Genomic DNA, 23,707 nt, shown 5'->3' with positions numbered 1-23,707 from the left:
ACATGTTCATCGACCTGACCCCCGAGCAGCGTCAGCTGCAGGCCGAGATGAGGGAGTACTTCACGACCCTCATCTCGCCGGAGGAAGCCGCCGAGATGGAGACCGACCGGCACGGCAAGGCCTACCGGGCCATCATCAAGCGGATGGGGTCTGACGGCAAGCTCGGCGTCGGCTGGCCAAAGGAGTTCGGCGGGTTGGGCTTTGGCCCCATCGAGCAGCAGATCTTCGTCAACGAGGCCGCCCGCGCCGACGTGCCGCTGCCCGCGGTGACGCTGCAGACCGTCGGGCCCACGCTGCAGGTGTACGGCACCGAACTGCAGAAGAAGAAGTTCCTGCCCGGTATCCTCGCCGGCGAGATCCACTTCGCGATCGGCTACTCCGAGCCGGAGGCGGGTACCGACCTCGCGTCGCTGCGGACCAGCGCGGTACGCCAGGGCGACGAGTACATCGTCAACGGACAGAAGATCTGGACCACCGGCGGTCACGATGCCGACTACCTGTGGCTGGCCGTGCGCACCGACCCGGAAGCCGTGAAGCACAAGGGCATTTCGATCCTCATCGTCGACACCACCGACCCCGGCTACTCCTGGACGCCGATCATCCTGTCCGACGGCGCGCACCACACCAACGCCACGTACTTCAACGACGTTCGGGTGCCCGCCGACATGCTGGTGGGCGAGGAGAACGCCGGGTGGCGGCTCATCACCACCCAGCTCAACCACGAGCGCGTCATGCTCGGACCCGCGGGCAAGGTGGCGGGCATCTACGACCACGTGCACGAGTGGGCCTCCAAGCCCGGCGCCGACGGCGTCACGCCCATCGAGCAGGACGACGTGCGCCGACTGCTCGGCGAGATTCGCGCGATCTGGCGGATCAACGAACTACTCAACTGGCAGGTCGCCGCGGGCGCCGAGACCATCGAGGTCGCCGACGCCGCAGCCACCAAAGTCTTTGGCACCGAACGCATTCAGAAGGTCGGGCGGCTGGCCGAGGAGATCGTCGGCAAGTACGGCAACCCCGCCGAGCCGGCGACCGCGGAGCTCTTGGAATGGCTCGACTCGCAGACCAAGCGCAATCTGGTCATCACCTTCGGTGGCGGCGTCAACGAGGTGATGCGGGAGATGATTGCGGCGTCGGGGCTCAGGGTTCCGCGGGTGCCGCGGTGAGCGGTGTCGACGACATCAAGGCGGCCGCCGAACGCGTCAAGGCCGAGGGCAAGAGCAAGCCGCGCCAGGGTCGGCATCCGGTGAACCAGCCGATGATCGACCACTGGACCGACGCCATCGGTGACGCCAATCCGATCTACCGCGACGAGGCCGCGGCCCGCGCCGCCGGGCATCCCGGTACCGTCGCCCCGCCCGCGATGATCCAGGTGTGGACCATGATGGGCCTCGGCGGCGTTCGCCCCGACGACGATCCGCTCGGCAAGATCCTCGACCTGTTCGACGAGGCGGGCTACGTCGGCGTCGTCGCCACCAACTGCGAGCAGACCTACCACCGGTACCTGCGGCCTGGTGAAGAGGTCAGTGTCGCAGCGGAATTGACCGACGTGGTCGGGCCGAAGCGGACGGCACTGGGTGAGGCGTTCTTCATCACGCAGACCATCACGTGGCACTGTGGTGACGACGACGAGAACCCAGTCGCCGAGATGATGTGGCGCATCATGAAGTTCATCCCGGCGGACGGGCAGGACGCCGCACCGGTGAGCTCGGTGCCGGACGACCTCGACGCCGACGCGGCGATGCGGCCCGCGTCGTCGAAGGACACCAGGTTCTTCTGGGACGGTGTCAACGCCCACGAGCTGCGCATCCAGAAGCGTGACGACGGAACGCTTCAGCACCCGCCGGTGCCCGCGCTGTGGCTGGACAAGGAGCAGGAGACCGACTACCAGGTCGCCAAGGGGACCGGCGCGGTCTTCAGCTTCGTCGTGCACCACGCGCCCAAGGTGCCCGGTCGCACACTGCCGTTCGTCATCGCGCTCGTCGAACTCGACGAGGGGGTCCGGATGCTGGGCGAGCTGCGCAACGTCGACCCGGCGACGGTGGAGATCGGAATGCCGGTGCGCGCCATGTACATCGACTTCCCGGAGAATGCCGTCGGACCCGCCTGGACCAACTACGCATGGGAGCCTGCCTCGTGAGCGCGCCAATCCTGGAGGTCGGCACGACGCTGCCCGAGCTGACGCTGTACGGCGACCCGACGTTCATCGTGTCGACGGCGATCGCCACGCGCGACTACCAGGACGTGCACCACGATCGGGACAAGGCGCAGGCGAAGGGTTCCAAGGACATCTTCGTCAACATCCTCACCGATACCGGTCTGGTGCAACGGTTCATCACCGACTGGGCCGGCCCGAACGCGGTCATCAAGTCGATCGGGCTGCGCCTCGGCGTGCCGTGGTACGCCTACGACACCGTCACGTTCCGGGGCGAGGTGACGGCGGTGGAGAACGGCATGGTGACGCTTAAGGTCACCGGCACCAACAGCCTTGGCGATCACGTCATCGCGACGGCGACGCTGACGATGGGGGAGGGCGCGTGAGCGGCCTGTCCGGCAAGGCCGCGATCGCCGGCATCGGTGCCACCGACTTCTCGAAGAACTCCGGTCGCAGCGAGTTGCGACTCGCCGCCGAGGCGGTGCTCGACGCCCTGGACGATGCGGGACTGACGCCCGCGGACGTCGACGGCATGACGACGTTCACGATGGACTCCAACACCGAGGTCGCGATCGCTCGCGCCACCGGCATCGGCGAGCTGAAGTTCTTCTCCAAGATCCACCACGGCGGTGGGGCGGCGTGCGCGACCGTGCAGCACGCCGCGATGGCCGTCGCCACCGGGATCGCCGACTGCGTGGTGGCCTACCGGGCGTTCAACGAACGCTCCGGCATGCGCTTCGGCCAGGTCCAGATGCGGCTGGTGGAGAATGCCGACTCGACCGGGGTCGACAACTCGTTCTCCTATCCACACGGATTGTCCACGCCCGCAGCGCAAGTCGCGATGATCGCCAAGCGCTACATGCATCTGTCGGGGGCGACGAGTCGGGACTTCGGCGCGATCTCCGTCGCCGACCGCAAGCATGCCGCCAAGAACCCGAAGGCGTATTTCTACGAGAAGCCGATCACCATCGAGGAGCATCAGGCCTCGCGCTTCATCGCCGAACCGCTGCGACTGCTCGACTGCTGTCAGGAGACCGACGGCGGCGTCGCGCTCGTCATCGTCTCGGCCGAGCGCGCGAAGGACCTGAAGAACCGCCCCGCCGTCATCGAGGCGGCCGCCCAGGGCGCCAGCCCCGACCAGTATTCGATGGTCAGTTACTACCGACCCGAGCTCGACGGGCTGCCGGAGATGGGTCTGGTCGGCAGGCAGATGTGGGCGCAGTCCGGGCTGACGCCGGACGACATCCAGACCGCGATCCTCTACGACCACTTCACGCCGTTCACCCTGATTCAGTTGGAGGAGTTGGGCTTCTGCGGCTGGGGCGAGGCGAAGGACTTCGTCGCCGACGGCGCCATCGAGATCGGTGGGCGGCTGCCCATCAACACCCACGGCGGTCAACTGGGCGAGGCGTACATCCACGGCATGAACGGCATCGCCGAGGGTGTGCGGCAGCTGCGTGGCACGTCGGTGAATCCGGTGCCCGACGTCGAACACGTGCTCGTCACCGCCGGCACCGGGGTGCCGACGTCGGGTCTGATCCTGGGCTAGCCGCTCGACCGCGCGGAGGCTAGATCGCCTCCGCCACCTCGTCGAGCAGGGCGAGCAGGTAGGCGCCGTAGCCGGACTTGTAGAGCAGCTCGCCGCGCTCGCGAAGATGGTCGTCGCTGATGAAACCCCGGCGCCACGCCGACTCCTCCGGCACGCCCACCTTCAGGCCCTGCCGTTGTTCGATGGTGCGCACGTAGGCGGCGGCGTCGAGGAGTGAGTCGAATGTTCCGGTGTCGAGCCATGCGGTGCCGCGGGGCAATACCTCCACGGACAGTTCGTTCCGGTCGAGGTAGGCGCGGTTGACGTCGGTGATCTCGTACTCGCCGCGATCCGAGGGCTTGATCTCGGTGGCGATGTCGACCACCTGATTGTCGTAGAAGTACAACCCGGGAACCGCGTACTGGGACTTGGGCCGCTTGGGCTTCTCCTCCAGCGACACGGCGCGACGGTTCTCGTCGAACTCGACGACGCCGTACGCCGTGGGGTCGGCGACCCGGTAGGCGAAGATGGTGCCACCGCTGAGCGCGCCGAAGCGGCCAAGCTGGGTGCCCAGCCCGGCGCCGTGAAAGATGTTGTCGCCGAGCGCAAGTGCCACACTGTCGGTGCCGATGTGGTCCCGGCCGATGGTGAATGCCCGCGCCAGGCCGTCGGGCACCGACTGCACGGCGTAGGTGATCGAGATGCCGAACTGCGAGCCGTCCCCGAGTAGCCGTTGGAACGCCGGCCCGTCGACCGGAGTCGTGATGACGAGGATGTCGCGAATGCCGGCGAGCATCAGCGTCGACAACGGGTAGTAGATCATCGGCTTGTCGTACACCGGCAACAGCTGCTTGCTGGTTCCGACGGTGATCGGATGCAGTCGCGAGCCGGTCCCCCCGGCCAGGATGATTCCACGCATGCGGCCAAGTGTGACTGCTCCGGCCCGCAAACACCAGTCGAAGCGTGCAAAAAGTGATTTGCCTAGGAAACGACTGGCTATTTTCCGGCCACAGTGATCATGAATCGGTGTCGGAGCGCACCCATCCCGCGGGGCGTCCTGGCGTACGGGGGCACCACCCACCTCGCCGTCCGCCCGGTCGCCTCACCGCCTGCCTTGGTCGGAGGGTGTGCACGGGATGCGGCACCGGTCGAGAATTAACGCCGCTGTGCAGTTCTAGTACATAACTGACGCACACGTCACGTACGCCAGAAACCGGCGTCGCACCAGTACAGCGGCCCTGTGACCTCATAAAAACAGCACGGCTTGCTGATTTTGGCAAACTAACGCATACTATGTGCCATCAGTCGCGGGCGGACGAAATGCCGGTCGCGTGGGGCCGTAGGTCGGGGAAGGCGTGGGGGCGATGACACCGCTTCAGGACGGGTGCTCACGACCGCCGCTCGACGCGCGGGTCACCTCGTCAAGTGGACGACGGGTCGACGAACCGAACAGGGTGACGAAGATTTCAGTGAAGCCTTTAGCAATAGCTATCAAGCGCGGTGCACAATCTCGGACGGTGGCTTCGACATGAGGGAGTCCGCAGAGCGGTCACGTCCGCCGGCGGCCGACGGTGACGGCGCCACGGGCAAGATCCAGTCGCTGAGGATCGGCGCGACCTCGCAGATCCTGCCGTTGCTCGCCAGCTACGGCCTGAACCTGCTCGCGACGCCGTACGTGGTCAGCCAGCTAGGGCTGCACGACTTCGGCATCTGGGCGATGACCGGTGCGATGGCCCAGTACGCAGCCCTGCTGGACATGGGCGCCGCGCGGGCGGCCCAGCGGTTCGTGGCACTGTTCCACGCTCGCGGAGAAACCGAGAAGGATCGCGCGGTCGTCGGAATCTGCGTCACCCTCGCGCTGTGTCTCGGGACCGTGCTGGCACTGATCGCGTTCTTCGGAGCGGATCTCGCTCGAAACGTCTTGCACACCGGCGATTCCGCGCTGACGCGCTTCCTGCTGCTGTGCTCGGTGTGCATCCTCACGTGCGGTCTGGTGGCCCGGGTACTGGCTGCCGCCTCCTTCGGGCGCGGTAGGCAGCTGCCGCCCAACGTCGGACTGGCTCTGCTGGGGGCGGCACAACTCGCCGGCGGCGTCACGGCACTCGCGATCGACGGCACGCTGCGCAGCTTCGCCATGGGCACCGCCGCGGGTGCCATCGTCGGACTCTGCGTGGTCACGGTCGTGATCTACATGGACGAGGGTCGCATCACCATCGGCCGCCCCAGAATCGACCTGGCGCGCGAAATCGTGGTGTTCGGCGTGCACAGCCAGGTCGCCGGCGCGGCGGACGTCGTGCTGTTCCAATCGGGCAAGCTCATCGCCGGCATCGTGATCGGCCCCGCGGCCGCCGGCGCCTACGAGCTCGGAATCCGTTTGATCCAAGGGGTTCAGGCGTTCGGCGGCGCCGTCTCGGTCGCCATCAACACCCACCTCACCAGAGCGTATGCGACGGCCGGGATGGACGGCATCCGCGCACAGTTCGCGCGGCTCACCCGCCGCAACGCCGCCGTTGCGATCTTCCTCCCCTTCCTCCTCGGTGCCACCGCGTCCTCGGCCGTGCCGCTGTGGCTGGGCCGGGGTCACGTCTCGGCGATCATCGTCGCCAGCGGTCTCGCCTTCGGCATCGCGGTCAACGTGGCCACCGGCGTGTGCGCGGCCACCATGTACGCCATCGGGCGACCCGACCTCGCGGGCATCGAGGGTGCGGTCTACGCCGCGCTGTCCGTCGTGCTGGCCATCCCGTGCGCCCTGGCGTTCGGCTTCAACGGGCTCGTCGCCGCCTACGCCTGCTGGATACCCCTCGGCAACCTACTGGGGGTGTGGTTCCTGCAGTCACGGGTCGGCATCTCCCTGAAGACCTTCGCGCGCGCGGTCGCGGGACCGTTCGCGGTGGCACTGCTCGCCACCGCACTGGCGCTACCGATCAACCTGCTGGCGGCACCACAGACGCGTGCCGACGCCATCGTCCCCTTCCTGGCCTCGAGCGCGGTCTTCTGCATCGTCTACATCGGTCTCGGCACCAAACTGGACTACCTGCCGAGTCTGCCCGTCGGAGCAGTCATCTCGCGTCTGCGCAGGAACGCCCACGCCGCCGCCGATGGTGCGGTGCCCAACCTCGTCGCCGACTCCGCGCGTCACGAAACGGCCCGGTGACGGACATGCCCGCGCTGCTCAGCATCAACAACTACCACTACCGCCGTGGCGGCTCCGACGGCGTGTACCTCGACCACGCCGAACTGATGGAGAGCCTCGGCTGGCGGGGCGCCTTCTTCTCCATGCGACACCCCGAGAACCTACCGACCCCGTGGAGCCGGTACTTCATCGACGAGTTGGAGTTCGGCGGGGACTACTCCCTGCCGCAGAAGATCTCGATGGCGACGAAGTCGGTGTACTCCTTCGAGGCGCAGCGCAAGCTCCGAATGCTGTTGCGCGACTTCGAGCCTGACGTGGCGCACCTGCACGGCATCTATCACCACCACTCGCCGTCGATCCTGCCGGTGCTGACCGAGGCGGGCATACCCGTCGTGATGACGGCGCACGACCTCAAGATCGCCTGCCCCAACTACAAGATGCTCAACCGCACCGGGGTGTGCGAGCGCTGCCGAACCGGTTCGGTGCTCAACGTCATCCGCAATCGCTGCGTGCGGGACTCGCTGTCGGCCAGTGTGATCGTCGCGGCGGAGAGCGGGCTGCAGCGCTCGATGCAGACCTATCGCAAGCATCTGACGAAGGTCGTGGCGCCGAGCCGGTTCTTCGTCGACAAGTTCGTCGAGTGGGGCTGGCCGCGTGAGCAATTCGTCCACATCCCGAACTACGTCGACGCCGCCCGCTTCGTCCCCGACTACGAGCCCGGCGACTACTTCCTCTACTTCGGTCGGCTGGCGCCCGAGAAGGGCATCGCGACGCTGATGCGCGCGGCCCGGCTCGCCGGGGTCAAGCTGAAGATCGCCGGCAGCGGACCGATGGCAGCCGAGCTGACGGAACTGCAGGGCCAACTACGCGGCGACACCGAGTTTCTCGGCTTCCAGACCGGTGCCGACCTGCACGCCCTGGTGCGCGGTGCGCGTGCCGTCGTGCTGCCGTCGGAGTGGTATGAGAACGCCCCCCTGAGCGTGCTGGAGAGTTTCGCGCTCGGAAAGCCGATGATCGGGGCGCGCATCGGGGGCATCCCGGAGACCATCGACGAGGCGGAGAACGGCTGGACGTTCGCCAGCAAGGACATCGCCGGCCTGGCGCAGCTGCTGAGCACCGTGGCGGCGATGCCCGACGCGCAGGTCGCGCGGGCCGGACGAGCAGCGCGCGAGACAGTCGAAAAGCGCTTCAACGCCGAGGGTTACGCCGACGCGATGCTCTCACTCTATTCGAGCCTTGGTGTCAAGACGTCGTCAAGGGGATTGGTCCGTCAAGAGAGGAACACATGAGAATATATGTTGCTGGCAGTGGCGGAATGCTCGGAGAGGCGATGCATCGCGTGCTCTCGGAGCGCCACGAGCTCGCGTGCACGGACATCGACCTGAACGTGCCGTGGCTGCAATACTGCGACTTCCGGGACTTCGGGGCGTACAAGGCGTCCGTCGAGGAGTTCCAACCCGACATGCTCTTCCACCTCGGGGCGCACACCAATCTCGAGTACTGCGAACAGAATCCGGATGACGCGTACCGCACCAACACGCTGTCGGTGGAGCACGCGGCGACGTTGGCCAACGCCCACGGCATCCCGCTGGTCTACATCTCGACCGCGGGCATCTTCGACGGCGAGAAGCAGCTCTACGACGACTGGGATGCGCCTGCTCCGCTCGGGGTCTACGCCCGCAGCAAGCATCTCGGCGAGATCCTGGTGCAACGGCGCGTCGACAAGCACTTCATCTGCCGCGCCGGCTGGATGATGGGTGGCGGGCCCGGCAAGGACAAGAAGTTCATCTCCAAGCTCATGAACCAGCTCGCGGCCGGCGCCAGGGTGCTGAACGTCGTCGACGACAAGCTCGGGACGCCCACGTACACGGTCGATTTCGCCCGCAATCTCGAGACCCTGATCGGCACGGAGTTCTACGGCCTCTACAACATGGTCTGCGGCGGCGAGACGGGTCGGTTCGAGGTCGCCGAGGAACTGGTCAGCATCCTCGGTCTCGAAGATCGGGTCGAGGTCAGGGCCGTCGGCTCGGACTTCTTCGCCAGGGACTACTTCGCGCCGCGGCCGCCGTGCGAACGGCTGGTCAACAACAAGCTGAACCTGCGCGGTCTCAACCAGATGCGGGACTGGCGAATTGCACTGCGGGACTACATCTCCGACTACTACGCTGAATTCGCCGAGGACTTCGCGCCAGAATTTCAGCTGCAGCTCAAGGTGAGTTGATGCGCCCGCTACGCATCGCGGCGTTCGGCTTCCGCAGTTACCCGCCGCGCGCGGGCAGCGCCGGTGCCGACAAGTTCGCGATGGAATTACTGCCTCGCCTCGCCGCCCGGGGTCACAAGGTGATCGCCTACAACCGACTCTATCCCGGCATGGAGCCCACTGAGCCGTCCGACACGCAGGGCGTCGACGTCCTGACGTTCCGCACGACGAACCGCAGTGGTTTCGACACCTTCCTGCACTCGGCGAAGGTCACCTACGACATCATCAGGCACGACCGGGCCGACGTGGTGCATATCCAGAACGGGGGCAACAGCATCTTCGGGGCCGTCCTGCGCCTGTTCGGGAAGAAGACGTTCCTCAGCCAGGATGGTCTGGACTGGAAGCGCGACAAGTGGTCCTGGTACGCGAAGGCGTTCCTATGGTTCTCGTCGCTGTTGACGGCCCACGTGCACAACGCCGTCATCTTCGACAACATCTACGCGCGTGAGGCGTTCGAGACGCGGTTCAAGAAGAAGTACGACTTCATCCCGTTCGGCGCCGACGTCAAGTACGACGAGGACGCCGAAAGGGTGTTGCAGCGCCTGGGTCTCGAGCGCGGCGCGTACTTCCTCTTCGTGGGACGGTTCATTCCGGACAAGGGACTGCACTGGCTCATCCCCGGTTTCGAGGCGCTGGACACCGACAAGAAACTGGTGCTCGTCGGCGGTTCGCCGAACGGTTCGGAATACGAGGACCAGCTCAAGGCGACCAGTGATCCGCGCGTGGTCTTCGCCGGGTTCCTCTACGGCCCGGAGGTCCACGCGCTCATGCGCAACGCGCATGCGTACGTGCAGCCGTCGGCCATCGAGGGGTTGTCGCCGGTCATCCTGGAGGCCGCCTACGTGGGTGCGCCGATCGTCTGCAGTGACATTCCCCAGAATCGTTATGGCATCGCCGAATTCGGCACGTACTTCAGCACCGGTGACGTCGAGGACCTGACGAAGACGTTGGCGTGGACACTGGACGCGCCCGACGACCTGGCGCGGTTGGCGGCCGACGGTTCACGCCACGTGGCGCGGAACTTCAGCTGGGACACGGTCGTCGACAAGCACGTCGACGTCTTCGGTCGCTGACCCGTGATGGTTGACTCCCGGACCCGCACCATGGCGGTGCTCATCGTCGCGTACCGCTCGGCGGACAAGCTGAACAGCTGTATCGCGTCGGTGCGACGGTATCTGCCCGAACTCGAGGTGCACGTCTGGGACAACTCGGGACCGCAGTGCTCGGACGTGCGCCGGCTGGCCTCCGACGTGCCCGACGTGCACTGGCATCTCCACGGCGACAACATCGGGTTCGCGGCCGCGGTCAACCGGCTCGCGGCGATGGTGCCCGGCCAGGACCTGCTCCTGCTCAACCCGGACGCCGAACTCGTGGGCCCGCTGACACATACGCGCGCGGCGATCGCCGAAGGGGACACCGCCGCCGCGGCACCGATGCTGTCTGACGACGGGGGTGACGAACCGGAGCCGTCGAGGCCGCTGTCACGCACGCACCAGCCGTGGGACGTCGCGCATCGGCGTCGCACGGTGCTCAACGCACTCGGCGAGGTGGCCATGGCTGCCGAGCGATCCCGAGGCACGTGGCTCTCCAACCTCTACTGGTCGCAGCCGGGGGACGTCGACGGATATCTGACGGGCGCCTGCCTGGCCATCCGCCGCGAGGCGTGGGATGCGTTGGGACCCTTCGACGAAGAGTTCTTCCTCTACGGCGAGGAGGCCGACTGGCAGCGCCGCGCGATCGCCGCGGGTTGGCGGATTCGCCTGGCCGACGAGCGCGGTGTCCGACACTCGGCCCAGGGCACGGTCGCCGGTGACGCGAAGGCCTCCACCCGGTCGTCGGATCTGGTGCATGCCAGCGTGGCACTGCAGCTGGAGTATCACCATGGCGCCGCGGCGGCGGACCTCTACGCGGCGGGCGCCTACGGCATCGACGGTCTCAAGCGTGCCCTGCACCGCGACGATTCTCGTCGACCCCAGTCCGACGCGGTGCTCGTCGTCGATGGTCCGCAGTCGCCGTCGGCGGACGAGATCGTCTCTCGCGCAACGGTATTGGCCGACGAGGGTCTCGACGTGACGGTGGTGTCGCTGCGAGGTCTCGGAAGCCTCCCGCGCGAATTGCCGCCGGCGGTCCGGTTGCTCCGGCGGTCCTGGTGGTGGCCGCGAACGTGGCCGGGTGATGCGCCCACCACGCTGCTCGCGGGAGCGACGGGCCGAGAACGAGCAGCCGCGCGGCTCTTCCGACTGCGCCGACGGGGCCTGCGCGTCGAGTCGATCGAGCCCACCGGTCGACCGGCGCCATCCCGTCCGATGACCACCGTCCCGAACCTGGATTTGGAGAGTATCTGATGCGCATCCTGCTCTTGGCCCCGTGGTTGCGCCCCATGGCGCGGATACATGCGGAGAATCTGCAGGCACTGGGCGCGGAGGTCATGCTGATCACCTCCAACCTCCACTTCGAGTCCGACCGCGCGCGCCCCTATGAGACGGTGCTCCTCGGGCGGCCCATTCCCTGGGCGGGGTGGCGGGAGTTCTCCGCGGCCTACCGCGCCGCGCGACGTTTCCAGCCGGACGTGGTCGTCACCGAGATGTTCCGCGATCCGAGGTGGCGTCTGCTGGCCGGGCTCGCGCCGCGCATCCGGATGCTGCACGACGACAAGCCCCACGACGAGACCCACGTCGCCCCGTGGTGGAACCGGATGTTCTTCGACCGCTGGGATGAGCAGGCCGACGCGACCATCGTCTTCAGCAACTACGTCGCGGACAGCCTGCGGGCGCAGGGGCGGGCGCGGGCGCCGCTCTACGTGGCACCGCTGATCAGCGATCTCGCCCCGGCCATGATGCCGGAGTTCGTCCCGGCCGAGGCGCGCAGGAACTTCCTCCTGATCGGCCGCCAGCAGCCCTACAAGAACCACGACGTGGTGTTCGCCGCGTGGGAGGCCCACACCAGTGGCCCGTCCTGGCAGGGGGACGAATTGGTACTGCTGGGAAATGGGGATCTCTCGGGTCCGCTGCCGAAACACGTTCGGTGGCAGCGCTCGGAGTTCCAATATCGCGAGGTGCTCGAGGAGCTCGCGCGCGCGAAGGGCTCCATCGCGCACTACCGCACCGCCTCGCAGAGCGGGGTCCAGGTGTTGGCCATGCAGCTCGGTGTCGCGACGTTGGCGTCCACCGCGGGCGCGCTGCCCGAATTCCAGCCGGACGGCGGGAGTGTCACGGGCATCGACGACGTCGAGGGCCTGACGCGCGCGCTGGACGCGCTCGCCAATCCCGAGGAGGCGGTGCTGCAGGGCAAGGCGGCCCAGGAGCACTACCGCAATCACTACGATTCCCCGGTGGCGGCCCGGCGACTGCTGGAGATCTTCGCCGACGTGGTCGCTCACACCCCCGCGACGTAGCGCGCCCCCCAGGCGATCTGGCGGACCCGGTGCTGGCGGATTCCGGCTCACCGTGCCCATGATGGAGGCGACAGGGTGAGTGGCTGGGTGCGTCCTCGGCGCGTCGCGCAGTCCGCAGACCGCACTACGAACCGGAGTTGACGCGACTTTCATGGCCCACCAACCACGTCCGCGGCGGCGGCTGCGTTCCGCGCGGCTCGGAGGTGGCGTGCTCGTCGTCGTCCTCCTGCTCGTCGGACTGGCGATCGCCGGCGCCCACTCGATGCAGCGGTCCACCGGGCCGGCGTCGGACGATGCGTCGGCCGCCCTCCCCCCGCCGAAGCCGCCCCCCGGCCGCGTGGCGTTCCACGTCTCACCCGACGGTGACGACGCCAATCCCGGCACCCTCGACCGGCCGTGGAAGTCGATCGCGAGGGCGATGGCGCAGAACTACACCGCGGGCGATCAGCTCCTGTTCCGGCGCGACGCAGTGTATTTCGGCAGCATCGATCGCGTTCCCACGCCGGATGGCGATCACCGGTTCCTGATCGGCGCCTACGGATTGGGCGCCAAGCCCGTCATCACCAACGCCAAGATCCTGAACGTCCCGGCGGCGTGGACGACGACTGCACCCAACGTGTGGCGCATCGATCTGAACGACCCTGCGACGCATGGCGGATGGACCGACGCGGGCGCGAACATCGGCTTCCTGGCGACCGGGAACGTCATCCACGGCGCGAAGAAGGCTGCGCTGACCGACCTTCGGGCGCCGTGGGACTTCTTCGACGACGGCACCGCTCTCTACGTGCTGTCGCCGGGCAATCCCACGACGCTCGCCCCGGATCTGCGGGCGGCGCCCGACGCCGTCCTGATTCGGCTGCATTCCAACACCGAAGTCGACGGCATCGAGCTGAGGGAGTGCGGCGGGCACGCGATCCGCGGTCAGGACGACCCGGTCGTGAACGTCCGCATCACCAACGACGACATCCACCACATCGGGGGATCGTTCCTCATTGGCTACGCCGACGACAAGGTCAGGTACGGCAATGGCATTGAGTGCCTTGATTCCTGCGCGAACTGGGTGGTGCAGGGCAACGAGGTGTACGAGGTGTACGACTCGGCCTTCACCTGTCAGGGATCCGGCACGACGACCGACATTCGGGTCACCAAGAACTCGTTTCACGACAACTCGCACAACCTCGAGTTCTGGACCGCTCAGCCCGGCGGGGGACTCCACCACGTCCTGATCGACGACAACGACCTCGCCGACGGCGGGGGCGGATGGGGTGGTGCGGCCAGACCCGACAAGGAGAACCGGGCGCAATTGACGTCCTACGGTTGGGATCTGCCCGCGGACGTCGTCGTGACGAAGAACCGCATCACGCGGGCGTCGGGCGCCTACGTCTATCACGCACCCGTCGCGTCATCGCCTGCGGGATTGGTGTTCAGCGACAACGACATCGCGCTGGTGTCGGGCACGCCGATGCAGTACGGGCAGCCCTACACGATCGACGACGCCGCCGCCTGGGCGCAGGCGAACCGGACCGAAGCCGGGTCGACGTTCCGGGTCCTGCCTGGGCCCTGACGCCTGCGTCCGGTTGCTTGCAAAGCCAATCATGTCGTTGCTCCAGTCGCTCCAGCAAACTGGAACCCAACCCGAATGCATGTTATCGTCGTGGGGAATCAGCCGCTTCCGGTGAATTTCGCAAAGGTAGGGTCATGAGTCTCAGTACGTTGTGGCGACGATTGGTGCGACGGCCGATCGTCCTGGTGATCATCGTCGTATTCGCTGCATCCGCAGGCTACGTCGGTTTCAAGAGCACGAACGGCGAGGCTCAGAGCCAGATGTCGGTCCTGGTGGTGCCGCCCTGGTACCTGGAGGACCAGTCGGTGCCGAACCCGATGCTCAACCTCACCGATCGCACGACCCAGCTGGCAAGTACCTTGGTGGTTGCGCTGCAGTCCTCCGACACCGCCGCGTTCGTCGAGGGTGCAGGGGCGACGGGCTACTCGGTGACCAACCTGCGGGACAACCTCCGGTTCCCCGAACCCACGTCGGTGATCCAGTTCGACGTCACGGGTCCCAACGAACAGAGCGCGCATGCCGGGGCCGAGCGCCTGTCCGTCAAGGCGGGCCAGCTGCTCACCTCCCTGCAGATCGACGCAGCGGTCGGCCAGCCGACGAACATGGCCAAATTGCAGGAGATCGTGCCGCCGCAGGACACCACGTCCGGCGTCGCGAAGGCGCAGGTGCGCGCGGCTGCCATCTTCGCCGCGGCGGCCCTGCTCGCCGGCCTGCTGGTGTCGTGGACCGTGGAGACCCTCATCGATCGCCGACGCCGTTCTCGCCCAAGGGATGTCGAGGAGCCCCGCGTCCAGGAGGACGAGGAGCTGCCCGAGCGCGGAGGGGTGCAGGGCGCCCACGCGCTGGTGAGGAATGGACACGCCCTGCAGCAGTCGGCTGGCTGGCCGGAGTGAGCACGGGGACGCCACGATGACGACGCGGTTCCTCGACGCTCCCGTCGGTGCGCGGCCGTCCGAGGGATACGCCCCTCCCGGCGAGGCCGGATCGCGGGTGTTGGCCGTTACGGCGTTCCTGCTCATCGGCTTTCGTCAAACGGATCTGCTGCCCCTGGTACCGCTGGGTCTCAGCCCCGCCCGTTTCCTCCTGTTCGCGGGGGCCGGCCTGTGGGTGCTCACCCGCCTGACGGGGCAGCGGTCGCCGTACCGGCTGGCGATCCTCGGCCCGGTCCTGACCATCTACGCGCTGAGCGTGATGGTGGCCTACGGCGCGCAGATGACGCGTCCGACCCCGGCACCGAACATCGATCCGATCTTCGTCGTCCAGCTCCTGCTCGTTCTCGTGGTGTTGTTCGTGTTCACCGTGATCCACAGTGCTGCCGGGCTGCTGCGCGTCATCAAGGGACTGGTGGCGGGCGCCTGCCTGAGTGCCACGCTGGCGCTGCTGGCCATCGTCACCGGCTCGGCGACCGGTCCGGTGCTTCGCATCCCGGGAACGGTCGACGGCGCGGGCATCCCGTTCACCGTCGACGACGTGTTCCGCGGCGGGATGATCCGCGCGCAGGGAAGTGCCTCGCACCCACTGGAACTCGCATGCGTGCTCATCGTCATCTTCCCCCTGGCGCTCGCCATGACCCTGAGCTTGCGCGCCCAGGGCAAGCGGTGGTGGCCGTGGGCCGTCGCGTCGGCCGTCATCGTGGCGGGCAGCGCCGCCACGCTCTCCCGATCGGGCACGGTCGGATTGGTGGTCAGCATGGCAGTCATGGCCTGCTACTGGCCGATTCGTCGTACCGTCACCATCTTCGCGAGCTGCGCCGCGGTCATCGGCGCCGCCCTGCTGCTCCAGGTGCCCTTCGTCACCAAGTACGCCACGATCTTCAGCGCCGACAGTTCGGTCGCACAGCGGGCCGCCGTGACGAGCGCGCTGCCCTTCGACATCACGCCCTTCGGGATGTACGCCCGTGCGACCGGGGCGAGCTCGTCCGGCGCGGGCGTGCCGACCCTGGACGATCAGTACCTGAAGGCGTTGTCCGAGACCGGCGTGTTCGGCTTCCTCGCCTACGTGCTGCTGATCGGCACGACCGTCGTCCTGGCCTTCCGGGCGTTCCGCAATGCGCGCGCCGGGCGGTGCGACCGTCAGCGCGCCCAGCTGTTCATCGGGATCGCCGCGTCGATCTCGGCGTACGCGGTCGTCAGCCTGTTCCTCGACATGGCGGGATTCCTTCAGATCTGGACGCTCATGTGGGTCCTGATCTCCCTGACCGCCGTGGCGTACCGACTGTCGCGGACCCCCGGCCGCGACACCTGAGTCGACGGCCGGGAGCACCAATCAGTTGCCGCGCACGGCCTTTCGCGCCTTCGCGCGTGCCGCGCGCACGGCGTCGCGCGCCCGGTCCCTGCCACGCTTGACCGGCAGGGTGGCGGCATCGGCCGCCATCGCCAGCTTGAAGACCGGTCGCGTCGGGTCGACCGCGCGGTAGCAGTTGGTGATACCGGCGAAGCTGTGGGTGCGGACGAAACCGGCTGCGCGGAGCCGATGTTCGACGTCGTGGACGTCGTCGTAGAGATGCCACTGCGAGCCGTGGGCGTCCTTGCGGATGTCGAAGTTGGCCAGGAGGTACCCGCCGTCGCGGATGGCGCGACGGAGGTCGCGGGCCGTCGCGTCGAAATCGGTGACGTGGACCAACGTGTCGAGCGCGGTGATGACGTCGTAGGCATCGGTGGGTAGCTCGTCGGTCGTCAACAGGATCCGCTTCGCCTGGTCGCCATGGCGTTCCACGCGCCAGCCGGCGTAGGTCAGCAGCGGCTCGGAGATGTCGGCCATCGTGGTGCGAAAGCCGAGGCGCGCGAAGAGTTGCGCGGTCGTGCCGGTACCCGAGCCGAAGTCCAGATGATCGCGACCCGTTCCCACCGCCTGGGCGAACCGCGCGGCGATCACCGACGCCGGATAGCCGTCACCGGTGGTCTGCAGGTAGGCGTACCACATGAGGTCGAATGCCCACGACTGCACGGACTGGTAGAACTCCTGGATGCCCTCCGGAGTCGAACGGTCGGCGGCCGCCCACTCCTCGACGCTCCAATCCTCCCAGTGCAGACAGCGTTTCAGGCATTCATCGGGCGTGTACCCGTGGTACTCCGACAGCTCGTGCAGAATCGAGGTGCGCACGTCCTGGTCGCCCACGACGAGCACCGACCGGAAGGTCTCCATCTCCGCGCTGGCGAGTGCCTCGTCGACGTCCGGATGCCACGACCGACGGGGAAGCGGCTCCGGCGTCGGATCGACGTGAACGCCCTGCGACGGCAGCGTGTCCTTCTGCTTCACGGTGGGTCTCCTCTGAACGGGAAGCGATGCGCGTGCGGCTGCACGCGCACGTCAGGCGTCGATCACCCGGTGACCTCGAGGCCATCGCGGCGCCCGGTGACGACGTAGCGCAGATTGGCCCGCAGGCTGGCCATGCGTTCGTGCCTCCGTGGGCGAGGTGTCGCAAGGAACGCCTTGGGAAGGGCCGCAAGGGTTCTCAGCCAGATCAGCAGGGCGCGCAGGCGCAGTCGCGACTCGAGCGCGTCGGAGCGGATGAGGCTCGAGAGCACCCACAGCTTGTCGAGGGTGGTCGTTCCGGCGAACTGGTCGGTGGCGGAACCGGCGTGGTGCCACCGCACCGACAGTTCCTCCTCGATGAACGCGGCCTCGCTGCGGCACAGCACGCGCAACCACGTGTCGATGTCGGACAGTTGGGGCACCTCCGGTGGGAGACCGCCTGCCGCCACGAGGGTGTCTCGTCGCAGCATCACCGTCGTCGGTTCACCGATGGGGTTTCCGTTCCCGCCCGCGGTGAGGTACTTGCGGATCAGGTCGCGACCCTCGTTCACCGGCGCGAGCGGCTGCAGCGGACCGTCGAGGATGCCGAAGTGTTCCTTCCACCAGGTGTTCGTCGTCTCGACCTGTCGGCGCGCGAAAGCCATTCCCACCGCCGGTGATTGGAAGGCCGGCACCAGGAGTTCGAGGCATTGCGGAAGCAGCCAGTCATCGCCACCGACGAATTGGATGAGGTCGCCCTGGGCCATCCGCACGCACTTGTTGTGGTTGCCGATCATGCCGAGGTTGACCTCGTTGCGGACGAGTCGGACGCGCGGATCGGTGAATTCCGCGACCGCGTCGGCCGTCCCGTCGGAGGAATGGTCGTCGATGACGAGACATTCGATGTTCGGGTAGGTCTGGGCGAGGACGCTCTCGATGCTCCGCTTGATCGTGTCGACGCTGTTGTACACGGGAATGCAGACGCTCACCTTCGGCACGAAGGCATCCTCACCGACGGTGTCGGCCATGGGGCCGATGGCAGCTCCTCGCAGCATGCGATGCGGTCCTGACGTCTTCTGCTGACTCGCCAATGATGCAGTCTCCACGGCACTTGCCCTCCCGACCCTGTCGTCCACCAGCTTCCCCCCGCTGGGCCAGGCAATATTAACCACATTGCCAGAAGCACGCAACGCTGCACGTTCACGGCCCGTTCACAAAGAAAACAGCAGCTAACAGCTGTGTAAAAACCGGTGCACTGGCTGCCATCGCGACCTTTAAACGCTCGCCAGGAGGAATATAGCAAACTTCATGCCGAGTGCGACAGCTCGTGTGCGGTAGCTGGTTTCCCATCGGTCAGGCGGTCGCTTCGGTGGCTCGCGTCAATTCGGCGCCGTCGAGGTGGTAGCGGCGTCCGCAGGGGCACGCCAGCTCCGCCGGCAGGCGGCTGCCGCATTCGCAGGCCCAACCGATGGGCCGACCGGGATTGCCGACGACGAAGGCGTGAGCGGGAACGTCGCGGGTGAGGACCGTCCCGGCGCCCACGAAGGCGTACGCGCCGATCGATATTCCGCACACGACGACGACGCCCGCTCCCAGCGTCGCGCCGCGCTCGACCAGGGTGGCACTCAACTCGGATCCGCCGCGCTTGACGAAGGCGCGGGGCCGCAGGTCGTTGGTGAAGATCACACCGGGGCCGAGGAACACGTCGTCCTGCACGGTGACGCCTTCGAAGAGCAGGACGCGGTTCTTGATCGTCACGCGGTCGCCGACCGTCACCCCCTGCTCGACGTATGCGTGATCGCAAATATTGCAGTCATTGCCAACGGAAGCGCCGTCGAGGACGTGGGCGAATGCCCAAACCCTCGTTCCGGCACCGACGTCCGTGCTTTCGCAAAGTCCGAGCGGGTGCACGAAGACTTCGCTATTGGCTGCTCCAACCATGTCTTCACCACCGCTCTAGCTGTAATTAACCGAGGTCGAGAGCAGGTTACCACCGTATGGATTGGCAGAACGGGTCTCATGGACTTAGTATTGCCGTGCACGACGTTGCAGAGTTAGCGAAAATTGACGCCATCGTAGTTCGAATGGGGGATTTCCATGATCAGGCAGCGATATCGCATTGCCGTGATCGGTGTGGGCTACTGGGGGCCGAAGTTGGTTCGCAACTTCCGCAGCTCGCCGGACTGGGACCTGGTGGCCGTGTGCGACCGCGACGAGCGCCGGGCCAGGGAAGTCGTCGGGCCCCGCTCGACGGTGGAGATCGAAACGTCCGTCGAGCGGTTGCTGGCTCGCGACGACATCGATGCGGTGGCCATCGCGACGCCGGCCCAGAGTCACGCCGCGCTCACGTTGGCCGCCTTCGACGCGGGCAAACACGTCGTCGTCGAGAAGCCACTGGCCCCGACCTCCGAGGAGGCGGCCGTCATGATCGAGGCCGGGACGGCGGCAGGCCTGACGCTGATGGTCGATCACACCTACTGCTACACCCCGGCCGTCGAATACATCCACGACATCGTGGCCAAGGGCATCCTCGGCCACGTCCTCTACGTCGACTCGACGCGGATCAACCTCGGCCTCGTCCAGCCCGACGTCGACGTGTTCTGGGATCTCGCACCGCACGACCTCGCGATCCTCGACTACGCCCTCCCCGGCGGCCTCGTCCCCGAGCACGTCTCTGCCACGGGCGCCGATCCGCTCGGCGCAGGCAAGGCGTGCATCGGGTACGCGACGATGCCGCTCGCCAACCGGGGCGTCGCGCACGTCAACGTCAACTGGATGTCGCCGACCAAGATTCGGCGCATGGTCATCGGCGGCAGTCACCGCACCCTGGTGTGGGACGACCTCAACCCGCACCAGCGCGTCGCGATCCACGACCGCGGGATCGACCTGGCCGCGAGCGCCGACGTCGGAGACGTGAACAAGCGCCGCGACTCCGCGGTGTCCTATCGGCTGGGCGACATCACGGTGCCCGCCCTGCCCGAGACCGAGGCGCTGTCGTCCATGGTGACCGAGTTCGCTTCGGCCATCAGGGAACAACGCCCACCCCGCACCGACGGCCTCGCCGGACTGCGGGTGCTCTCGGTACTCGAGGCGATCTCGGAGAGCCTGGCCGCCCACGGCCAGCCGGTGCGCCCCGGTGAACCCGACCTGCTGCTGAACGGAGTGCTGTCGTGAGCGATCTGGCCGGCGCGTCCGTCCTCGTCACCGGCGGAGCGGGCACCATCGGTTCGACCATCGTCGACCAACTGCTCGACGAGGGTGTCGGTCGGGTACGCATCCTCGACAATCTGGTCCGGGGCCGACGCGCGAATCTGACTGCTGCGCTCGAGGATCCGCGGACGGAGTTGATCGTCGGCGACCTGCGCGACGTCGGCCTCGTGCACGACGTCGTGAAGGGTTGCGACATCGTGTTCCACCAGGCCGCCATCCGCATCACGCAGTGCGCCGAGGAACCGCGCCTCGCACTCGAGGTCCTCGTCGACGGTACGTTCTCGGTGCTGGAGGCGGCCGCCCGACACGGGGTGGACAAGGTCGTCGCCGCGTCGTCGGCATCGGTCTACGGCATGGCCGAGGAGTTTCCCACCGGCGAACGCCACCACCACCACAACAACGACACCTTCTACGGCGCCGCGAAGAGCTTCAACGAGGGCATGCTGCGCAGCTTCCGCGCCATGAATGGTCTGGACTACGTCGCCCTGCGGTACTTCAACGTGTACGGGCCGCGGATGGACGTCCACGGGCTCTACACCGAGGTGCTGGTGCGCTGGATGGAGCGCATCGCCGACGGCAAGCCGCCGCTGATCTTCGGCGACGGAACCCAGACGATGGACTTCGTCTACACCGAGGACATCGCGCGGGCCAACCTCCTCGCGGCCAAGAGCGACGTCACCGAGGGCGTCTACAACATCGCCAACCAGGTCGAGACCAGCCTCAACGATCTGGCGAAAGCGCTTCTGCAAGCGATGGACTCGAATCTGCCGATCGAGTACCTCCCGCCGCGCGCGGTCAACGGAGTCGAACGCCGCCTGGCCGATACGTCGGCCGCGCGACGCGACCTCGGGTTCAGCGCCGACGTCTCGCTCGACACCGGACTGCGGCGGCTCGTCGACTGGTGGGCACCGCAGCGCGACGAGATCGCCGCCGCCAGAACCGCGCCGGCCCGATGAGCCGCGTCAACGTCATGAAGCCGTGGCTGGGCGCCGAAGAGGTCGCGGCCGTGTCGGCCGTGATCGAATCCGGCTGGATCGCCCAGGGCCCGCGGGTGGCCGAGTTCGAGCGCGCCTTCGCCGCAGCCATGTCGACCGAGCGGGCGGTGGCCCTGTCGAGTTGCACGACGGCCCTGCACCTCTCGCTCGTCCTGGCCGGCATCGGCCCCGGTGACGACGTCGTCGTTCCGTCGTTCTCCTTCATCGCCACCGCGAACGCGGTCGTCTATACCGGGGCGCGCCCGGTGTTCGCCGACGTCGACCTCGTCACGGGCAACGTCACCGCAGAGTCGGTCGCGACGGCGCTGACGCCGGCGACGCGCGCGGTCATCGCCGTCGACCAGGGCGGTGTCCCCGTCGATCTCGCCGCCATCCGCGGGGTCTGCGATCCCCGGGAGATCACCGTGATCGAGGATGCGGCCTGCGGTGCCGGATCGCGCTACCGCGACCAGCCGGTCGGGGTCGGCGCCGACGTCGCGGCGTGGTCGTTCCACCCGCGCAAGATCCTGACGACGGGGGAGGGCGGCATGCTCACCACCGCGCGTGCGGACTGGGCGGACCGGGCCACGCGGCTCCGCGAGCACGGCATGAACGTCGGTGCCGCCGAACGTCATCGCAGCACGCTGCCCGTCGCCGAGGGGTACGTCGAGGTCGGCTACAACTACCGGATGACGGACCTGCAGGCGGCCATCGGGCTCGTTCAACTGGACCGACTGGGGCACGTGATCGCCCGCCGACGCGCGCTCGCCGGGGTCTACCAGGACCGGTTCGCCGGCGTACCCGGGCTGCGCTGCGTCACCGACCCGCCCTACGGCGAGACGAACTACCAGTCGTTCTGGGTCGAGATCGGACCGGACTTCCCCATCGGACGCGAACAGCTCCTGGAAAAGCTGGCGGCGTCCGACATCTCGGCGCGGCGCGGCATCATGTCCGCCCACCGCCAACCGGCCTACGCCCACCGCGACTGCGGCAGTGCCTCGCTGTCGGTGACGGAGTACCTGTCCGATCACACGCTGATCCTGCCCCTCTACCACGAGATGACCGACGACGAGCAGCAGCGGGTGATCGATGCCGTACTCCAATGACATTGCGGCTCAGCACCATACGGTGGTGACGAGCGCATGAGAGTGCCACTGGTGGACCTCGTCGCCCAGCAGCGCGAGATCGCCGACGAGGTCGGGCCGCGGCTGCAGGCCGTCTTCGACAGTGCGGCGTTCATCGGCGGCGCGGCGGTCACCGAGTTCGAGGACGCCTACGCACGACACATCGGTGTCGAGCACGTCGTCGGCGTCGCCAACGGCACCGACGCGCTCGAGTTGGCCCTGCGGGCCGCCGGTGTCGGTGTCGCCGACGAAGTCATCGTGCCCGCCAACACGTTCATCGCGACCGTCGAGGCGGTGAGTCGGATCGGTGCGGTTCCGGTCCTCGTCGACGTCGATGCCCGTCAGCTTCTCATCGATCCGGTCGAGGCCGAGCGGGCCATCACCGCCCGCACCAAGGCCATCGTGCCCGTGCACCTCTTCGGGCAGACCGCGCCGATGGAGCGGCTGTCGAAGCTCTCCGAGGAGTACGGCGTCGTCCTCGTCGAGGATGCCGCCCAGGCGCAGGGGGCACGCCGATCCGGGCGTCCCGCAGGCGGTTTCGGCATCGCCGCGGGCACCAGCTTCTATCCGGGCAAGAATCTCGGGGCGGCGGGTGACGCCGGTGCGGTCCTGTCCAACGACGCCGACGTGGCCGCGCGCGTCCGCACCATCGCCGCGCACGGCAGCGACCGCAAGTACGTCCACGACGTGGTCGGCTTCAATTCGCGCCTGGACGCCGTGCAGGCCGTCGTGCTGCACGCCAAGCTCGGCCGGCTCACCGAGTGGAACCGGCTGCGCCGCAACGCCGCCGCCCGCTACGTCGAACTGCTGGCCGACGTCGGGGGGCTGGGCCTTCCCGTCTCGGACCCGATGAACGACGACGTGTGGCACCTCTTCGTCGTCCAGGTGGACGAGCGGGATCGCGTGCTCGCCGAACTCAACGCCGCGGGCATCGGCGCGGGCATCCACTATCCGACGCCGGTGCACCTGACCGGTGCCTACGCACACCTCGGGCGCGGTGTCGGCGACTTCCCGACGACGGAGGCTGCCGCCCAACGCATTCTGTCGCTCCCGCTGTATCCGCACATCACCGCGCACCAGCAGGAGTACGTCGCCGACGTGCTGACCCGAGCCTGCCGGCCGCGGCCCTGA

General features: G+C 67.5%; 21 protein-coding genes. 17 read left to right on the top strand and 4 right to left on the bottom strand.

The features are described 5' to 3' along the window. Window positions 1–2 precede the first annotated feature (2 nt). The 4 genes from fadE29 to G6N60_RS23920 are packed head-to-tail and all read left to right on the top strand — an operon-like array spanning window position 3 to window position 3,704. Complete coding sequence (fadE29, locus tag G6N60_RS23935; RefSeq protein ID WP_163741907.1) at window positions 3–1,166, top strand: acyl-CoA dehydrogenase FadE29; 1,164 nt, start codon at window positions 3–5, stop codon at window positions 1,164–1,166. Next, a complete protein-coding gene (locus G6N60_RS23930) occupies window positions 1,163–2,140 on the top strand; it encodes a bifunctional MaoC family dehydratase N-terminal/OB-fold nucleic acid binding domain-containing protein (RefSeq protein WP_179969735.1) in 978 nt (325 codons plus the stop codon). The genes fadE29 and G6N60_RS23930 overlap by 4 nt, the downstream gene beginning before the upstream one ends. Beyond that, window positions 2,137–2,541, top strand: coding sequence for a MaoC family dehydratase (locus G6N60_RS23925; RefSeq protein WP_281355768.1), 405 nt, complete (start codon window positions 2,137–2,139; stop codon window positions 2,539–2,541). The genes G6N60_RS23930 and G6N60_RS23925 overlap by 4 nt, the downstream gene beginning before the upstream one ends. Before the next feature lie 5 nt (window positions 2,542–2,546). Beyond that, window positions 2,547–3,704: a 17-hydroxy-3-oxo-4-pregnene-20-carboxyl-CoA lyase gene (locus G6N60_RS23920; protein ID WP_163744469.1), complete on the top strand. Its 1,158-nt coding sequence runs from the start codon at window positions 2,547–2,549 to the stop codon at window positions 3,702–3,704. 19 nt (window positions 3,705–3,723) lie between these two features. Here the strand turns inward: G6N60_RS23920 and rfbA are convergent, their stop codons facing one another. Further along, a complete protein-coding gene (gene rfbA / locus G6N60_RS23915; RefSeq protein ID WP_163741901.1) occupies window positions 3,724–4,602 on the bottom strand; it encodes a glucose-1-phosphate thymidylyltransferase RfbA in 879 nt (292 codons plus the stop codon). A gap of 609 nt (window positions 4,603–5,211) precedes the next feature. Between rfbA and G6N60_RS23910 the strand changes: the two genes are divergently transcribed. The 9 genes from G6N60_RS23910 (at window position 5,212) to G6N60_RS23870 (ending at window position 16,278) form a co-directional block, all read left to right on the top strand. Continuing rightward, a complete protein-coding gene (locus G6N60_RS23910; protein ID WP_163741898.1) occupies window positions 5,212–6,837 on the top strand; it encodes a lipopolysaccharide biosynthesis protein in 1,626 nt (541 codons plus the stop codon). A gap of 5 nt (window positions 6,838–6,842) precedes the next feature. Then, window positions 6,843–8,105 carry a glycosyltransferase family 4 protein gene (locus G6N60_RS23905; protein ID WP_163744466.1) on the top strand — a complete coding sequence of 421 codons (1,263 nt, stop codon included), beginning with the start codon at window positions 6,843–6,845 and terminating at the stop codon, window positions 8,103–8,105. Further along, window positions 8,102–9,037, top strand: coding sequence for an SDR family oxidoreductase (locus G6N60_RS23900; RefSeq protein WP_163741896.1), 936 nt, complete (start codon window positions 8,102–8,104; stop codon window positions 9,035–9,037). Before G6N60_RS23905 ends, G6N60_RS23900 begins: the two co-directional genes overlap by 4 nt. Beyond that, on the top strand, window positions 9,037–10,149 hold the full coding sequence (locus tag G6N60_RS23895) for a glycosyltransferase family 4 protein (RefSeq protein ID WP_163741893.1): 1,113 nt from the start codon (window positions 9,037–9,039) through the stop codon (window positions 10,147–10,149). The genes G6N60_RS23900 and G6N60_RS23895 overlap by 1 nt, the downstream gene beginning before the upstream one ends. Window positions 10,150–10,155: 6 nt before the next feature. Then, window positions 10,156–11,421, top strand: coding sequence for a glycosyltransferase family protein (locus G6N60_RS23890; RefSeq protein WP_220100372.1), 1,266 nt, complete (start codon window positions 10,156–10,158; stop codon window positions 11,419–11,421). A 5-nt stretch (window positions 11,422–11,426) separates the two neighbouring features. Continuing rightward, window positions 11,427–12,470 carry a glycosyltransferase family 4 protein gene (locus G6N60_RS23885; protein WP_163744464.1) on the top strand — a complete coding sequence of 348 codons (1,044 nt, stop codon included), beginning with the start codon at window positions 11,427–11,429 and terminating at the stop codon, window positions 12,468–12,470. 151 nt (window positions 12,471–12,621) lie between these two features. Continuing rightward, window positions 12,622–14,034, top strand: a complete 1,413-nt coding sequence (locus G6N60_RS23880; RefSeq protein WP_163741888.1) for a right-handed parallel beta-helix repeat-containing protein — start codon at window positions 12,622–12,624, stop codon at window positions 14,032–14,034. Between the two features lie 134 nt (window positions 14,035–14,168). Continuing rightward, window positions 14,169–14,927 carry a YveK family protein gene (locus G6N60_RS23875; RefSeq protein WP_163741886.1) on the top strand — a complete coding sequence of 253 codons (759 nt, stop codon included), beginning with the start codon at window positions 14,169–14,171 and terminating at the stop codon, window positions 14,925–14,927. Between the two features lie 16 nt (window positions 14,928–14,943). Further along, window positions 14,944–16,278 (top strand): O-antigen ligase family protein, encoded by a 1,335-nt coding sequence (locus tag G6N60_RS23870; RefSeq protein WP_163741885.1) that lies wholly within the window; start codon window positions 14,944–14,946, stop codon window positions 16,276–16,278. Window positions 16,279–16,299: 21 nt separating this feature from the next. On the opposite strand, the gene G6N60_RS23865 is transcribed toward G6N60_RS23870, so the two are convergent. From G6N60_RS23865 to G6N60_RS23855, 3 genes are all read right to left on the bottom strand, one after another. Continuing rightward, window positions 16,300–17,292: a class I SAM-dependent methyltransferase gene (locus tag G6N60_RS23865; protein ID WP_163741883.1), complete on the bottom strand. Its 993-nt coding sequence runs from the start codon at window positions 17,290–17,292 to the stop codon at window positions 16,300–16,302. Window positions 17,293–17,354: 62 nt separating this feature from the next. Further along, window positions 17,355–18,296 (bottom strand): glycosyltransferase family 2 protein, encoded by a 942-nt coding sequence (locus G6N60_RS23860; RefSeq protein WP_163741881.1) that lies wholly within the window; start codon window positions 18,294–18,296, stop codon window positions 17,355–17,357. Window positions 18,297–18,621: 325 nt separating this feature from the next. Continuing rightward, on the bottom strand, window positions 18,622–19,209 hold the full coding sequence (locus G6N60_RS23855) for an acyltransferase (RefSeq protein WP_163741879.1): 588 nt from the start codon (window positions 19,207–19,209) through the stop codon (window positions 18,622–18,624). Between the two features lie 156 nt (window positions 19,210–19,365). On the opposite strand from G6N60_RS23855, the gene G6N60_RS23850 reads away from it, so the two are divergent. The 4 genes from G6N60_RS23850 to G6N60_RS23835 are packed head-to-tail and all read left to right on the top strand — an operon-like array spanning window position 19,366 to window position 23,707. After that, window positions 19,366–20,442: a Gfo/Idh/MocA family protein gene (locus G6N60_RS23850; protein WP_163741876.1), complete on the top strand. Its 1,077-nt coding sequence runs from the start codon at window positions 19,366–19,368 to the stop codon at window positions 20,440–20,442. Beyond that, a complete protein-coding gene (locus tag G6N60_RS23845) occupies window positions 20,439–21,434 on the top strand; it encodes an NAD-dependent epimerase/dehydratase family protein (protein WP_163741874.1) in 996 nt (331 codons plus the stop codon). The genes G6N60_RS23850 and G6N60_RS23845 overlap by 4 nt, the downstream gene beginning before the upstream one ends. Beyond that, window positions 21,431–22,558, top strand: a complete 1,128-nt coding sequence (locus G6N60_RS23840; RefSeq protein WP_163741872.1) for a DegT/DnrJ/EryC1/StrS family aminotransferase — start codon at window positions 21,431–21,433, stop codon at window positions 22,556–22,558. Before G6N60_RS23845 ends, G6N60_RS23840 begins: the two co-directional genes overlap by 4 nt. A 36-nt stretch (window positions 22,559–22,594) precedes the next feature. Further along, on the top strand, window positions 22,595–23,707 hold the full coding sequence (locus tag G6N60_RS23835) for a DegT/DnrJ/EryC1/StrS family aminotransferase (RefSeq protein ID WP_163741870.1): 1,113 nt from the start codon (window positions 22,595–22,597) through the stop codon (window positions 23,705–23,707).

Origin of the sequence: Mycolicibacterium madagascariense, assembly GCF_010729665.1 — a bacterium.
Taxonomy (GTDB): domain Bacteria; phylum Actinomycetota; class Actinomycetes; order Mycobacteriales; family Mycobacteriaceae; genus Mycobacterium; species Mycobacterium madagascariense.
Note: the sequence above shows the minus strand (reverse complement) of the source record. Positions and strands in the feature narration are given on the sequence as shown.

What these genes read in the sequence shown, in the direction of transcription:
- G6N60_RS23875 (WP_163741886.1), top strand. Translation starts at nt 14,169, where the DNA reads ATGAGTCTCAGTACGTTGTGGCGACGATTGGTGCGACGGCCGATCGTC.
- G6N60_RS23840 (WP_163741872.1), top strand. Translation starts at nt 21,431, where the DNA reads ATGAGCCGCGTCAACGTCATGAAGCCGTGGCTGGGCGCCGAAGAGGTC.
- G6N60_RS23850 (WP_163741876.1), top strand. Translation starts at nt 19,366, where the DNA reads ATGATCAGGCAGCGATATCGCATTGCCGTGATCGGTGTGGGCTACTGG.
- G6N60_RS23910 (WP_163741898.1), top strand. Translation starts at nt 5,212, where the DNA reads ATGAGGGAGTCCGCAGAGCGGTCACGTCCGCCGGCGGCCGACGGTGAC.
- G6N60_RS23835 (WP_163741870.1), top strand. Translation starts at nt 22,595, where the DNA reads ATGAGAGTGCCACTGGTGGACCTCGTCGCCCAGCAGCGCGAGATCGCC.
- fadE29 (WP_163741907.1), top strand. Translation starts at nt 3, where the DNA reads ATGTTCATCGACCTGACCCCCGAGCAGCGTCAGCTGCAGGCCGAGATG.
- G6N60_RS23860 (WP_163741881.1), bottom strand. Translation starts at nt 18,296, where the DNA reads ATGGCCGACACCGTCGGTGAGGATGCCTTCGTGCCGAAGGTGAGCGTC.
- G6N60_RS23855 (WP_163741879.1), bottom strand. Translation starts at nt 19,209, where the DNA reads ATGGTTGGAGCAGCCAATAGCGAAGTCTTCGTGCACCCGCTCGGACTT.
- G6N60_RS23870 (WP_163741885.1), top strand. Translation starts at nt 14,944, where the DNA reads ATGACGACGCGGTTCCTCGACGCTCCCGTCGGTGCGCGGCCGTCCGAG.
- G6N60_RS23895 (WP_163741893.1), top strand. Translation starts at nt 9,037, where the DNA reads ATGCGCCCGCTACGCATCGCGGCGTTCGGCTTCCGCAGTTACCCGCCG.
- G6N60_RS23905 (WP_163744466.1), top strand. Translation starts at nt 6,843, where the DNA reads ATGCCCGCGCTGCTCAGCATCAACAACTACCACTACCGCCGTGGCGGC.
- G6N60_RS23880 (WP_163741888.1), top strand. Translation starts at nt 12,622, where the DNA reads ATGGCCCACCAACCACGTCCGCGGCGGCGGCTGCGTTCCGCGCGGCTC.
- G6N60_RS23900 (WP_163741896.1), top strand. Translation starts at nt 8,102, where the DNA reads ATGAGAATATATGTTGCTGGCAGTGGCGGAATGCTCGGAGAGGCGATG.
- G6N60_RS23890 (WP_220100372.1), top strand. Translation starts at nt 10,156, where the DNA reads ATGGTTGACTCCCGGACCCGCACCATGGCGGTGCTCATCGTCGCGTAC.
- rfbA (WP_163741901.1), bottom strand. Translation starts at nt 4,602, where the DNA reads ATGCGTGGAATCATCCTGGCCGGGGGGACCGGCTCGCGACTGCATCCG.